This is a genomic window from uncultured Christiangramia sp., from assembly GCF_913046405.1.
GTDB classification, from domain to species: Bacteria; Bacteroidota; Bacteroidia; order Flavobacteriales; family Flavobacteriaceae; genus Christiangramia; species Christiangramia marina.
Genome location: NZ_CAJWRQ010000078.1, coordinates 1 through 14,117, shown reverse-complemented (window position 1 = coordinate 14,117; position 14,117 = coordinate 1). Strand labels below are relative to the sequence as shown.

General features: G+C 38.1%; 9 protein-coding genes. 6 read left to right on the top strand and 3 right to left on the bottom strand.

Going from position 1 to position 14,117, the window contains the following annotated elements:
• Positions 1 to 639 precede the first annotated feature (639 nt).
• The 5 genes from QZ620_RS10610 (at position 640) to ggt (ending at position 9,426) form a co-directional block, all read left to right on the top strand.
• Entirely contained in the window at positions 640 to 4,299 is a 3,660-nt protein-coding gene (locus tag QZ620_RS10610) for a CheR family methyltransferase (RefSeq protein ID WP_295181442.1), read from the top strand.
• An 8-nt stretch (positions 4,300 to 4,307) separates the two neighbouring features.
• Positions 4,308 to 6,521, top strand: a complete 2,214-nt coding sequence (locus QZ620_RS10605) for an ATP-binding protein (RefSeq protein WP_295181440.1) — start codon at positions 4,308 to 4,310, stop codon at positions 6,519 to 6,521.
• A 61-nt stretch (positions 6,522 to 6,582) separates the two neighbouring features.
• On the top strand, positions 6,583 to 7,143 hold the full coding sequence (locus tag QZ620_RS10600) for a response regulator (protein ID WP_295181438.1): 561 nt from the start codon (positions 6,583 to 6,585) through the stop codon (positions 7,141 to 7,143).
• Positions 7,133 to 7,681: a biliverdin-producing heme oxygenase gene (locus tag QZ620_RS10595; protein ID WP_295181436.1), complete on the top strand. Its 549-nt coding sequence runs from the start codon at positions 7,133 to 7,135 to the stop codon at positions 7,679 to 7,681. The genes QZ620_RS10600 and QZ620_RS10595 overlap by 11 nt, the downstream gene beginning before the upstream one ends.
• Before the next feature lie 38 nt (positions 7,682 to 7,719).
• Entirely contained in the window at positions 7,720 to 9,426 is a 1,707-nt protein-coding gene (gene ggt / locus QZ620_RS10590; protein ID WP_295181434.1) for a gamma-glutamyltransferase, read from the top strand.
• Here the strand turns inward: ggt and QZ620_RS10585 are convergent.
• Complete coding sequence (locus tag QZ620_RS10585) at positions 9,423 to 10,007, bottom strand: pseudouridine synthase (protein ID WP_295181432.1); 585 nt, start codon at positions 10,005 to 10,007, stop codon at positions 9,423 to 9,425. The two genes, ggt and QZ620_RS10585, sit on opposite strands and share 4 nt — an antisense overlap.
• A 95-nt stretch (positions 10,008 to 10,102) precedes the next feature.
• On the opposite strand from QZ620_RS10585, the gene wrbA reads away from it, so the two are divergent.
• Positions 10,103 to 10,711, top strand: coding sequence for an NAD(P)H:quinone oxidoreductase (gene wrbA / locus QZ620_RS10580; RefSeq protein ID WP_295181430.1), 609 nt, complete (start codon positions 10,103 to 10,105; stop codon positions 10,709 to 10,711).
• A gap of 88 nt (positions 10,712 to 10,799) precedes the next feature.
• Here wrbA and QZ620_RS10575 read toward each other — a convergent pair whose 3' ends face one another.
• A complete protein-coding gene (locus tag QZ620_RS10575) occupies positions 10,800 to 12,959 on the bottom strand; it encodes a M3 family metallopeptidase (RefSeq protein ID WP_295181428.1) in 2,160 nt (719 codons plus the stop codon).
• An 88-nt stretch (positions 12,960 to 13,047) separates the two neighbouring features.
• Entirely contained in the window at positions 13,048 to 14,067 is a 1,020-nt protein-coding gene (locus QZ620_RS10570; RefSeq protein WP_295181426.1) for an AraC family transcriptional regulator, read from the bottom strand.
• Between the last annotated feature and the right edge of the window lie 50 nt (positions 14,068 to 14,117).

The window sequence follows — 14,117 nt, the reverse complement described above, 5'->3', positions numbered from 1 at the left end:
ATCCCATGTTTCCTGCTCCAATTACTAATGTTTTCATTTTTGATTTTTTGATTCAAATATTATCGACTTATAGTCGAACGATTTCGAGCTATATGGTGCAATTACCATGCGATACGACGTTTTTTGAATGTCTCTGGCTCTAACACCCCCATAATTTACCCACATTCGGTTAGAATTAGCATTAATAAAAACTTAAAATCAGATTATTATATCCTGAAGTATAAGCCGATTTTCGTTCATTAAATGATAAATTGATAGCGTGAAATTCAGATATTTATAATTTTTCCATTGCTTTGATGACAGATTGAAAATAGATCATTATAAATGCAATCATAGAATGTTTAGTAATCTTAAAGTTATGTTAAACATCAAACAATGGAAGGTGTTTTTGCGCAAATCTGTCAATTAACTGTAATAATGGCAGAACTTGGACAGTGCTTATAGAATAAGGCTTGAGAGAGCAGAGTTCATTAGAACGCCAGAATGATACGCACGAATACTGCCATAGGCACTATAAACACTACTGATTTGTCTTAACAATTGTTGGATTAGGGTTACTTTAAACCGAATAATTTTTTTATAATTACAAATTACTAAAAGCCCTAGTGGCTATTCTTTAATTATCTACTACTCAGATTAATGGAAAGTACAGGAGAACGCTCAATTGTTACGTCTGAATCAAAAACCGAAAACGATCAAACTCGTATTATAGCTGTGGGGGCAAGTGCTGGAGGGCTGGAGGCTCTAAAAGCCTTTTTCGAAAATATAGAAGCTAGCGATCTCAACGCCTATGTCGTAATTCAACATCTGTCTCCAGATTATAAGAGTATGATGGCTGAATTACTGAAAAAGAACAGCAGGTTACCAATAATCCAGATCGATCACGAAATGCAGGTTAGACCCGGGCATGTTCACCTGATCCCTCCGGTTAATAACCTTAAGCTTGATGGTGATCGATTAATACTTACAGAAAAACCAAAGACACAGACTCTCAATTTACCTATTGATATATTTTTTGAATCCCTCGCTTCTCAAAGAAAAGACAAAGCTATAGGGGTAATTCTGAGCGGTACCGGAAGTGATGGAACCCGGGGTGTGCGTGCACTTAAGGAGAATGACGGTATGGTCATGGTTCAGGAGCCAGATGAAGCGAAATTTGATGGTATGCCTATAAGTGCCATTAACACAGGCCTTGTAGACTATGTGCTTTCCGTAAACGATATGGGGCATGAGCTTAAAAGATTTATTTCAACCCCGCCTATATTTCATTCTGAAGATGGTGATGCTAATTTTGACGAAAATGAATTGAATGCCATCCTGAATTATGTTAACGAGAAGTCAGGTCTGGATTTTAGAGAATATAAATATGCTACACTAGCGAGAAGAATTGCAAGAAGAGTAAATATTTGCAACTGCAATAATCTTAATGGTTATTTTGATTATTTAAAAAAGAACGACGAAGAAGTCGAAATCCTTTATAGAGAATTTCTGATTGGTGTTACTAAATTTTTCAGGGACGAAGAGGTATGGAATATTCTAAGAGATGAGGTATTTCCTGAATTAATTAAAAGTAAAAGCAATGGAGATGTTCTAAAAATCTGGGGTGTTGGTTGTAGCACAGGTGAAGAAGCATATTCCTTTGCTATTTGCCTGCACGAAGAAATGCAGAGACAGCAAAAGAATATTGAAATTAAAATTTTTGCAACAGATATCTCTCAGGCTCACCTGGACATTGGAAGCAAAGGACTCTATCCTGAAAGTATTGTCGCAGATGTTCCAAAGGATCTTTTACTGAAGTATTTTCTTAGTAATTCTGAAGGCTATCAGGTTACCGACAAATTAAGGAGGTCTGTTATTTTCTCCAGGCATAATATCATTAAAAATCCACCCTTCAGTAATATGGATATGGTGGTGTGCCGTAATCTTTTGATCTATTTTCAGAATAGTATTCAGAAAAAAGCAATGCATATGCTTCATTATGCTTTAAAACAAGATGGTATTCTTGTGCTGGGTACCAGTGAAAATCCTCATACGCTGAGGGATCAGTTTACTGAAATTAGCAGGAAATGGAAGGTTTTCAGAAATAAGAAAGTCAGCAAGAGACTTAAAGACGGGATTAGCCATGCTTCTCAAATGAATAATGATTATTCCAGAATTCTTGAGAACAATGCAAAAAGAGAACGCAAAAACCGAAGGGCTCAGGTAAATCCTATACGCCAGAAATTGCAGCATGAATTAAATGAGGCAATTCTTGGTCAGTTTGGTGGCGCTGCGGTTTTTGTAGATACCGATTATAATATACTGCAGGCAGTTGGTGAATTTAGAAAATATGCCGCTCTACCTGTAAGCGGATTTTCTATCAACTTATTGGATATGCTGGATTCCAGCTTAAAATATGTCATCCAGTCTACTTTTAATAAAGCTCTTGAAACTGGAGAAATTTCGGTTTACAAAGACGTAGTTATTGAAAAAGATGATGAGAAACTTGGAGTTGATATTATTATAAAACCGCTTAAAGAGTACTCTCTCGAAAACGAAGTAAATTATGTCATCACCTTTATAGAGAACGATGTTGACTTCTCAAAGGTTCAGGAAGTCGAAAAGGTGAGTCCTTCCAACCAGACGAAAGAATACGTTAATAATCTCGAGAATGAGTTGAAGCGTACCCGGGAAGACCTGCAAACTTCGCTGGAAGAGATAGAAACCAGTAATGAAGAACTTCAGGCGGCGAATGAGGAATTACTTGCATCTAATGAAGAGCTGCAAAGTACCAATGAAGAGCTGCAAAGTGTTAATGAGGAAATAAATACAGTTAATGCAGAGAATGTCCAGAAAATGGATGATCTCGCCGCATTAAATGCAGATATGAATAATTTATTGAAGAGCACCGATATTGGTGTGATCTTCCTGGATTCGCAATTCAATATTCGAAAATTTACTCCGGCAATTAAAAAGCACTTCAGTTTACTAAATAGTGATATTGGCAGACCAATCGATAATTTCACTAATAGTTTCGGGCTCACACGTAGACGGAGTTTTATAGATCGTTGTAAAAGAGTACTTCAAAGTGGTAAGGTATTGGAAAAGCATATAGTTTCCAGGGAAGGACGTAATTACCTGCAACGTATATCTCCATATTTTAATTCAGAGAACGAACGGGATGGGGTGGTGATCACCTTTATTGATATAGAAACAATTCAGAAGTCCAAAGAGAAACTCGCGGCCAGCGAAAAACGTTTTAGATCTTTCTATGAAGATGATCCTGTCTTACATATGAGTGTAGATCCAAAGTCTTCAGAGATTGTACAATGTAACCGTAAGGCCGTTCAGAAATTAGGTTATACGGAAAAAGAGGAAGTGATTGGAAGGTCTATTCATGAGTTTTTCGATAAAGACACAAAAGTTTCATCCACAAAACTTAAATCAAATATTAAGAAATCTGGTGAAATCATCAATGTAGAGCAGAATATGATCACCAAGAACGGAACTATTTTGCCGGTGATCTTAAATGCAACGGCTGAAAAGGATGAAGCCGAAAACCTCAAAACCATTCGCTATACCTGCGTGGATATTTCAGCCTTGAAAAAAGCAGAAGCTAAACTTCAGGAGCAAAAAAGTGATCTCGAGAGAGCAAATAGAGATCTGGAGCAATTCGTTTCCATTTGTTCTCACGATCTACAGGAGCCCTTGGCAACTATAAAATTTGGTAGTGATGTACTAGGGAAAATGTATGCCAAACATTTGGATGAAAAAGGGGAGAACTATATCAAGTATATCAAGAATGCTTCAGACAGACTATCCGGACAGATAAAAGCACTGCTGGAACATTCCAGAATAGGAAAGAATGGAGCAAAAGAACTGGTCAACATAAAAGAGGTTGTTGAAATTGTGAAATATGATCTCGGTAAGAGTATTAGGGATACAGATGCAAAAATTAATGTTGGTTCTATGCCACAAATCATGGGGTATGAAGTAGAACTTAGATTATTATTCCAGAATCTTATTAGTAATGCTATTAAATACGTTCCAAAAGAGCGAAATCCAGAGATCAGAATTTCTTCTTATCGTGAAAATGATTATTGGGTATTTTCCATCATGGACAACGGTCTGGGAATATCGAAAGAAGATCAGAAAAACATTTTTACAATCTTCAACCGTGTGCCTGGAAATGAGGATATGGAAGGAACAGGAGTTGGACTGGCACACGTAGAAAAGATCGTATTGCTTCACGAGGGAACCATCTGGGTAGACTCTCAGGAAGGAGTAGGAAGTACCTTTTATTTTAAACTGAAGGCTTAAGTATTTTAATGGCAGAAGAGAACAAGTACCCGGTAGAAGTAGACCTTAGCAGCTGTGAAAAGGAGCCTATTCATATTATAGGAACCACACAATCGCATGGTTTATTGATCGCCTCGTGTATTAAGACAGGTGAAATCACTCAGGTTGGCGAGAATGCCGGTCATATTATTGGTATTGCTTCAGAAGAATTACTGAAACTCAATATTTCTGATATTTTATCTTCGGAAGTAATTAAAAATATCAATGATTCTCTGCTGAAGGATGAGAGACTGGAAGTTGAAGAATCCCTTGTGAATGGTAAGAATTTCATTATAATCCCACATTTAAGCGGTGATTCTTTAATTCTCGATATTGAACCCACACACGAAAAGAAAGATAATTTCGACCTTCAGAAGGAGTTATCCGGATTACTGAATACCTTATCTGCAAGCGAAAATCCTCAAGAGCTTTGTCAGGATGCAGCCAATCTTACCCGCCAGATTTTTGAATATGACCGGGTGATGGTCTATAAGTTCGATGACGAGTGGAATGGAAAGGTGATCGCAGAAGCAAAGAATGATGATTTGGAAGCTTTTCTGGGATTGCAGTATCCGGCAAGTGATATTCCGAAGCAGGCGAGACAACTATTCTTTAAGAACAGAGTGCGTATCATCACTGATGTTAATTATGCTCCTGTAAAAATTGTTCCTCAAATTTCACCAATTGGTGGTGAACCTCTTGATATTTCGAAATCAAAACTTAGAGGTGTATCCCCAATCCATATTGAATATCTTCAAAATATGGGCATTGGTGCGAGTATGACTGCTGCTTTAATCAGCAACGGAAAATTATGGGGTCTGCTGGCCTGCCATCATCGGGAGGCTAAATTTGTGAGTTACTACGAAAGACAAACCTGTGAATTTCTAATCCAGATATTCTCGAATGAACTTTCACTAAAAAATTCCAACATATTTTTAAGTAAAATAGAAGAGGTAGAAAAAGTAGCAGGAAAACTTATGGATCAGGTATTGAGACAGGATTCCATCAAAAAAGGACTCGCGACCAATGATCTGAAAATTACAGATCTCATTGAATCTTCTGGAGCGGCAATTGTAATAGACGGGAAAATCAAGCTCGTTGGAAAGACACCTTCTAAAAAAGAAGTAAAAACGCTCATCAAAAAGTTTCTAAGTAAACAACAGGATAACATATTCTATACAAAGAACTTATTGAGTTTATATCCTGAAGCCAAAGACTATAAATCAACTGGGTCGGGTATTTTAAGTTCGCGGTTGGGGAATGACAGTATGAACTATTTGATCTGGTTTCGTCCTGAAGTAATTCAACAAATTGACTGGGGTGGTGATCCTAATAATAAAGCATTCTACGATTCAGAAAAAGAGCGGCTCACTCCGCGAAAATCTTTTGAGAAGTGGACCGAGGATTTAAGCGGTGTAGCAACTTTCTGGAAGGACTATGAACTTAGTGGCGCAAGGAAACTCAGTAAAAACGTTAATTATGTCATTCTCGATAATCAAAAACGTAACATAGATAATCTCAATGAGAAGTTGGTAACTGCTCATAAGGAACTTGAACTTTTCAGTCAGGGTCTTTCGCACGATCTAAAAGCACCTTTACGCGGTGTAGATGGCTATGCTCATATATTGAAAGAAGATCACTTCAGCAGTCTCAATAAAGAAGGGAGAATGGCGGTAGATACTATTTTATCATCAGTTCAGGAGATGCAGGATCTCATCGATAACATACTCTCCTTTGCCGGCGTCTCAAACGAAAATTTAAGCAAACAGGTCGTCTCTACAGATACTATGGTTAGTGATATACTGAAGTCATTTAATATAAAGTCTAACTTTAGCAATACGTCTGTTAGTATCGATGAGTCCTTACCAAAAATGCTGGGAGACAGAAGAATGCTGGGTCAGGTCTGGTCCAATCTCATTGCAAATGCTTTGAAATACAGTGAAAGAAGTTCCAGTCCAGCAATTGAAATTGGATATAATTTAAAAGAAAACATTACTGTATACCACATTAAGGATAATGGGATTGGTTTTGATCCAAAATATAAAGAGGAGATCTTCAACTTGTTTTCAAGGCATTCAGGAGATAATTACCAGGGAACCGGGATTGGATTAGCGATCGTAAAAAAGATCATCGAAAAACATAATGGTAAGATCTGGGCAGAGAGTGAACCGGGTAAAGGTTCAGCCTTCTACTTTCATGTTTAACTTTTAGCAATTGTTTCATACTTTGTTTTAGTTTATTTTCGCTTTAGATATAGGTATAATCATGATCCACAGAAAACTTAACATACTTCTGGTTGAAGATAATGAGAACGATATTTTTCTCATCAAACGGCAAATTTCAAAGATCGTAGAGGAACCTGTGATCGAAACTACAGACAATCTGGAGGATTGTAAACGATTACTTTTGAACTTCGCACCAGATGTCGTTCTATCAGATTATAACTTGCCTAACTGTACGGGTCTGGATGTGCTAACCACCGTGCAGGAAATTGATGATTCTATTGGATTTATTTTTATTACCGGAACTATCAATGACGAGGAATTAGCGGCAAACACTATTTTAAATGGAGCTTCAGGTTATATTCTTAAAAAGAACATTAACAACCTGAGTGAAAAGCTGGAACCATTGCTGAAAAAGATGGTCATCAACATGACCTCAAAACAGGAACTTAGAAGCATGATTCGCCAGAATAAAATAACGGTGAACAAAATCTACGATTATCTGGATAAAATGAATTCTGAAGATCAAGCTCAGAAAGAGAATATTAATAAGATCAGGGAAGCGATCGGTAATTTCGATATAGATAGAAAAGATGCTGAATAAATTACGCGAAGCAACCAAAGCTCAACATGAGGCATTGGAAGGTGAAAATCTGGCCAACAAAATCATGGATCACAGTATCACTGAAGAAGAGTACAAACTACTCCTGCTTCAGAATTATGCTGCCTATGCTGCTACTGAAGACTCTATAGCCTTCCATCTAAAAAATTATTCTTCTACTAAAACTCATGCAATCAAACTGGATCTTTTAAGCCTTGGAATAGAAAAGGCTGAAACTTCTCTTGAATTCCAGTGTGACAATGAAGCAGAAGCTGTAGGTGCAGCATATGTTGTAGAAGGTTCTGCAATGGGAGGTTTGATGATAGGGAAGGAGCTGAAGAATTGTCCTCATCTTGAACATTTGCCGGATCAACAATTTTTCAGTGGAAAAAGAGACCAGATCAAAAGCTGGAATGAATTTTTAAAATTCCTTCGGAATAAAAATTTTACTGAAGATCAAAAAGAAATTGCTGCCAGAAAGGCTCAGCAAACTTTTGATCTGTTTGAAGAAGCGTTCAAAATTAATTTGATAAAATTATAAAGTCCTTTTCAGGACTTTTTTCATTAATATACCTTGCTATGTATAAGATAAAATTACTTCTACTTGTATTTCTCTCAATTCTGCAACTTGATCTGCAGGCACAATCGGGAAGGATTCCCGTGGAAGCCGAAAATGGGATGGTGGCAAGTTCTCATTATCTGGCCTCAGAAGCAGGTGTGGAAATACTCGAAAAAGGAGGAAATGCTATCGATGCTTCTATCGCAACTGCTTTTACGTTAGCTGTGACTTTGCCTTCCGCCGGTAATATTGGTGGCGGTGGATTTCTGCTTTATAAACCGAATGCAGATAAGGCAACCGGATTTAACTTTAGAGAAAAAGCTCCTCAAAAAGCTACAAAAACTATGTTCCTGGGTGAAGATGGTAAAGTCAAGGATAACTCGAACCACGAAACGACATTATCTGCAGGTGTACCGGGAACTGTTGCTGGATTGTTTCAGGCACATTCCAAATATGGAAAACTGGATTGGGCCAGCCTGGTTCAACCGGCGATCGATCTTGCCCAGTATGGATTCACGGTATATCCTGATCTGGCCAGATTTTCTGAATGGGTTTACGATAACAAAGAAGGATACTCAATTACAGCCACTGTTTTCCTGAATAGCAATGGAGAAGCTTATCAAACGGGCGATACGATTATTCAGAAGGATCTTGCTGAATCCCTTATTAGAATACGTAATCATGGAGCTGAGGGTTTTTATAGTGGTAAAACTGCCCAGCTAATTCATGATTTCATGAAGAAGACCGGTGGTATTATTTCCAAAAGTGATCTAACAGGTTATGAGTCGGAAGAAGTAGAACCACTCGTTGGAACTTATCGTGGGAATGAGATTATCGGGATGCCTCCTCCAAGTTCTGGTGGAACTGCGATCATAGAGATGCTTAACATTCTTGAGAATTACGATCTTCAGGAATACGGACTTAACAGCGCTCAGAGCATTCATTATATTAGTGAAGCAATGCGATTAGCTTTCGCAGACAGAGCTCAATTTCTTGGCGATCCTCAATTTAATCCTGACATGCCACTGGATTCACTTTTATCGAAATCCTATGCTAGTAAATTACAATCAGCAATTAAGGAAAAGACAGCTTCTACCAGTGATTCTGCTAATTTCAATAAGAAACATCTTCAGTTTGAAAGCGCTGAAACTACGCATATCTCGGTGGTCGATAAAGAAGGAAATGCTGTTTCGCTTACCTATACATTAGAACATTCTTACGGAAATCGGATCGTGGTAGAAGGAGCCGGATTTCTTCTGAATAACGAAATGGGAGATTTCAATGCGATTCCCGGATTGACAAATTCTGAAGGTAGGATTGGAACAGAACCTAATCAAATTGCTCCGGGGAAGAGAATGCTTTCAAGTATGAGTCCAACCATTGTAGCGAAAAACGATAAGGCCTATATCGTTATTGGGTCACCAGGAGGCCGAACTATCATTAATACTGTCCTACAGGTGATTCTCAATGTTGTAGATTACGATCTGGATCTCGCAAAAGCTATCGAATCACCAAAATTTCATCATCAATGGTTGCCAGATCTGATCACCTTTGAAGAGTGGGGTTTTTCGCCAGATACGATAGAGATCTTAAAATCCTACGGACACGAAACAGGAACGCGATCTTCACAAGGTAGAGCCATGGGAATTATCATAGATCCTGAAACAGGAGTTTACCAGGGTTCTGCCGACTCCAGAAGCTACACTGGTAAAGCGGTGGGATATTAGAAACTAACGCGTTCTATTTCTCGCACTTCGCCGCTATCTAAATTATCGAGTTTTTCATTAGCGATACGCACCCTTACCAGTCTTAAGGTGGCAAAGCCAACTGCTGCGGTCATTTTCTTTACCTGCCGGAACTTGCCTTCGATAAGTGTTATACTTATCCAGCTTGTAGGCCCATGACGTTCATCGCGTATTGGTTTGCTTCTTTCAGGAAATTCTGGAGTTACATTTAATTTAAAAACCTTGCATTCCTTAGTTTGGTATTTCTTGCCCTGTATCCCTATTTCAACACCTTTATGAAGTTTTGCTATGGCTTCTTCTGAAATGTCACCATCAACCTGTACATAGTATTCCTTTTCAGAATTACCGGCTGTAACCTTGGTACTAAGCTTGCCGTTTGTCGTCAATAATAAAAGTCCTTCAGAATCTTTATCCAGTCTGCCAATGGACATCGTACCTTCAGGAAAATCACCCAGCTCTCCCAGAAGTTTATGCTTTCCTCCCTTTCTCTGATTGGTTATAAACTGACTCAAATAACCGTAAGGTTTGTATATTTTAAAATGTCTGTGATAATCTGAAGTCATAATTTTAGTACACAATGGAAGATTTATCAAAACTTTAAAAGTTGTTTTGAACGAATCTACTTAAGTTAATAGGAAACAAATTTAAAATCTTATTTATGAAAATTGCTATAATATATTACAGTGCAACCGGTACAAACCATCAAATGGCGAAGTGGGCAGCTGAAGCAGCAAAGTCTAACGGAGACCATGATGTTCGATTCCGAAAATTAAAGGAAACTGCTCCAATGGAAGCTATTGAATCTAACGATGCCTGGAAAAAACATTATCAGGAAACCCAGGATGTTGAGGTAGCGGTACTGGATGATCTTGATTGGGCAGACGCAATAATTTTTAGTATACCTACCAGATATGGAAATTTACCCTCCCAACTTCAGGCGTTTTTTGATACCACAGGAGGTTTATGGAGTAAAGGGAAATTAGTTAATAAAGTCGTTTCCGGTATGACAAGTGCACAAAATCCACACGGTGGTCAGGAGACTACCTTACTAACACTCTATAAAAGCATGTTTCATTGGGGCGCCATCGTTGCCGCTCCTGGTTATACTTCAGAAGAATTATTTAAAACTGGAGGTAATCCTTACGGCTTTAGTTCTGATGGCGGATTGGATAATCTTAACGAGCAATCTAAAACTTCTATAACACATCAGGTAAAGCGAACTATCAGTATTGCTGAAAGTATTAAAAGTGGTATGAGTAAAGTTTAAAATATAGTCAGTAAAATTATAAGATATAGATCTTAAACAAAAAATGCCCTGAAACTTCAGGGCATTTTTGTTATTAAAAGTTCTGAATTTAGTCTTCAGTAGTTTTTGAGGATTCAGGAACAGGAAAACCACGATCACGCATCAACGCATCGATTTCAGCATCCCTTCCACGGAACTTTTTATACGCTTCCGCAGGATCCATTGCGTTTCTAGGAGCAAAAAGATATTTAACTAACTTGCGAGCAACTTCCTTATCATAGAAGCCACCTTCAGCTTTAGCAAAAGCTTCCGCAGCATCAGCAGTTAAAACATCTGCCCATAAATATCCATAATAACCGGATGCATAACCCTCACCAGAGAACACATGTCCAAAATGAGGTGTTCTATGACGCATGACGATCTCTTCCGGCATATTAAGCTCTTTTAAAGTTTCCTTTTCGAATTTTGCAGGATCGATCTTGTCTGGATCTGTAGTATGATACTTCATATCCATGATCGCAGAAGCTAAAAACTCGGTCGTACCAAATCCTTGGTTAAATGTTGATGCTTTCTTGATCTTAGCTACCAGGGCTTCCGGAATTACTTCATTGGTTTCATGATGTCTGAGAAACTGATTAATCACCTTATCTGTACTAAGCCATCTTTCCAGCAACTGAGATTGAAATTCAGTATAATCACGTACGCCTCCATTTAAGGTAGGATATTCCACATTAGCTGATAGAAAGTGCAGGGCATGACCAAATTCATGGAAAAATGTTTCTGCATCATCCCAGGAAACCAGTACTGGCTCACCCTGAGCAGGTTCTATAAAGTTTGAATTGTTAGAAGCCAACACTGGTTTTTCACCTGTAAGCTTCGTGTAACCTCTGTAAGTAGTTGCCCAGGCTCCGGAGCGTTTTCCCTGTCGCGCATATGGATCTAAATACCATAATCCTACTATTTCTCCGGAATCCTTATCACTAACTTCCCAGACTTTGACATCTTCATGAAAAACAGGAACACTGTTATTTTCTACAGGAGAAAATTCAAAATTGAACAATTCACCAGCTGTGAAAAATAACGCCTGGGTAAGGTTTCCTAATTCCAGGTATTGTTTTACTTCTTCGCTATCCAGGTCATACTTTTCTTTTCTGACTTTTTCAGCATAGAATCTATAATCCCATGGCTTAATAGTTATATCAGCATTCTCAGAATCTGCAACTTTCTGCATGTCTGCTACCTCTTCTTTTACTCTGGCCAAAGCCGCAGGCCATACCTGCATCATTAGATCCATGGCATTTTCAGGATTTTTAGCCATACGATTTTGCAAGCGCCACTGGGCATAATTATCAAAACCAAGTAATTCCACTCGCTCATCTCTAAGCTTCAGGATCTTTTGAATAATCTCCTTATTATCAAATTCATCGTTATTGTCACCTCGGGAATAGTAGTTCTTCCATACCTTTTCACGGAGTTCTCTTTCCGTAGAATAGGTAAGAAATGGATCCATGGAAGATCTTGTATTGGTAACTGCATATGAACCTTGATGATCACGATCCTCAGCAGCTTTAGCGGCAGATTTCACATAAGATTCCGGCAGTCCTCCAGTTTGTTCTTCTGTAAGGTAAATCACATAATTCTCTTCATCTGCCAATACGTTGCTTGAAAACTTAGTATATAATGCCGAAAGTTCTTTGTTGATTTCTGCATAACGTTTCTTGTCTTCCTCATTTAAATCGGCGCCCTGCATGGCGAACTCCTCATATACTAAATTGATCACTCTTTGTTCTGCGGAATCCAATGGCTTCTCCTGAGAGTTCTCATAAACCGTTTTTATTCGTTTGAATAAAGCTTCATTCTGACTGATTTTCGAGGAATATTCTGAAATTTCTGGAGCCAGTTCCTTCTGAACTGCTCTGAATTCCGGACTGGAAACATTGCTGCTATAGATTCCATAATAGGTAAAGGCACGATCCAGTTCCTTTCCTGCTTTTTCCATTGGAATAATGGTGTTTTCAAAGGTAGCTTCAGCAGAATTATTAGCGATCTGGTTGATCTCTTCCAGATGCAATTCCATTCCCTTGCGAATTGCTGGCTTGATAAGTGAAACTTCCATCTTGTCAAAAGCCGGAACTCCTTCATAAGGGCCCTGCCATTCTTTAAGTAATGGATTTTGCATAATTTCCTGATTATTTTCCTGAGCAGTGGACTGAATAATTAGTGCAAATAGTGCGATCATACTCAGGCCTGTTCTTAATTTCTTTTTCATATTCTATTTTAATTCTAAGTCTTTTAACTTACAAAACCCGGACCAAAGCGAGGCTTCGAATATCCTGGTTAGTCTATTATTTTAAAAATTATTTAGTTGGTAATTCATTTTTGGAAAGTACTTTCCTTGGCGAAACTCCGTATTTTTTTTTGAAGATCTTTGAAAAGTAACTTCGGCTGGATAATCCTAATTCATAAACAACCTCACTTACATTCTTTTTTCCTGAAGAAAGCATATGTAGCGCTCGAGTTAAGCGTATGTCACGCACATACTCGTTAACGGTTTTCCCATAAACCTTCTGAAAAACTTCCTGAAGTTTATTAGTATTAACGCCGGCGATTTGTGCCAGTTCGTTCACGGTTCCAGACTGGGCGAGATTGGAATCTATATACTTAACAACTTTTTCTACAGCCGCCCGGTCTTTGTCTTTTAGTTCATTCTGAGTTTGCTGATCTTCCTTTTTAAAACGATTCAACATATAGCTGAGGATCTCCAGAGATTTGGCTCCTACAAAATTAATCCTTGGAAATCCTGTAAGATCACAGGTTTTAATCTCCTTGATAATTTCTGAAGTTTGGAGGCTAATATTTCCTAGGTTGGAAACCCGATTATGTGCCTGTACATCACTAAATAATTTGTAAAAAATTGGCTCAAGTTCATGAAGGTCAAAACTGAAGTATTCCTGAAATTTTAGACGGTCAATTTCCAGGTAACAGAGCGTGGTTTCTATACCCTTCTTCAAGCTAATGTTGTACGTCTCCTTACTTTTTGGAGCAGCAATCACGAATTCATGATCTTTTACAAGATCTTCAGTATCTATAAAATCAAAACTACTTCCAATCATTCCATCCAGACAATAGATAAAGCGAATCGGCTTTATAGTTGGATGGGAAATCCTTAGCTCCGTGTCTTCTTGAACCGTGACATGATACATATATAGACCTATACCATTAGGAAAATTGATTCCACGAATGTTGCCATCGCCAATAGAATCAGGTATAAATAGAGAGAATTCGCCGAGGTGTTCTGAATGATCAATTCCTAAAGTCTTCGCAAGCTCAGGAATAAAATCATCCACATCATTTATTTCTAAATGATAAGTATTCATAAAAATTGAGTTAGCTTGTTAACTCATACAAGGTACACAGCGGCTGAAAC

What these genes read in the sequence shown, in the direction of transcription:
- QZ620_RS10605 (WP_295181440.1), top strand. Translation starts at nt 4,308, where the DNA reads ATGGCAGAAGAGAACAAGTACCCGGTAGAAGTAGACCTTAGCAGCTGT.
- QZ620_RS10575 (WP_295181428.1), bottom strand. Translation starts at nt 12,959, where the DNA reads ATGAAAAAGAAATTAAGAACAGGCCTGAGTATGATCGCACTATTTGCA.
- ggt (WP_295181434.1), top strand. Translation starts at nt 7,720, where the DNA reads ATGTATAAGATAAAATTACTTCTACTTGTATTTCTCTCAATTCTGCAA.
- QZ620_RS10595 (WP_295181436.1), top strand. Translation starts at nt 7,133, where the DNA reads ATGCTGAATAAATTACGCGAAGCAACCAAAGCTCAACATGAGGCATTG.
- QZ620_RS10600 (WP_295181438.1), top strand. Translation starts at nt 6,583, where the DNA reads ATGATCCACAGAAAACTTAACATACTTCTGGTTGAAGATAATGAGAAC.
- QZ620_RS10570 (WP_295181426.1), bottom strand. Translation starts at nt 14,067, where the DNA reads ATGAATACTTATCATTTAGAAATAAATGATGTGGATGATTTTATTCCT.
- QZ620_RS10585 (WP_295181432.1), bottom strand. Translation starts at nt 10,007, where the DNA reads ATGACTTCAGATTATCACAGACATTTTAAAATATACAAACCTTACGGT.
- wrbA (WP_295181430.1), top strand. Translation starts at nt 10,103, where the DNA reads ATGAAAATTGCTATAATATATTACAGTGCAACCGGTACAAACCATCAA.
- QZ620_RS10610 (WP_295181442.1), top strand. Translation starts at nt 640, where the DNA reads ATGGAAAGTACAGGAGAACGCTCAATTGTTACGTCTGAATCAAAAACC.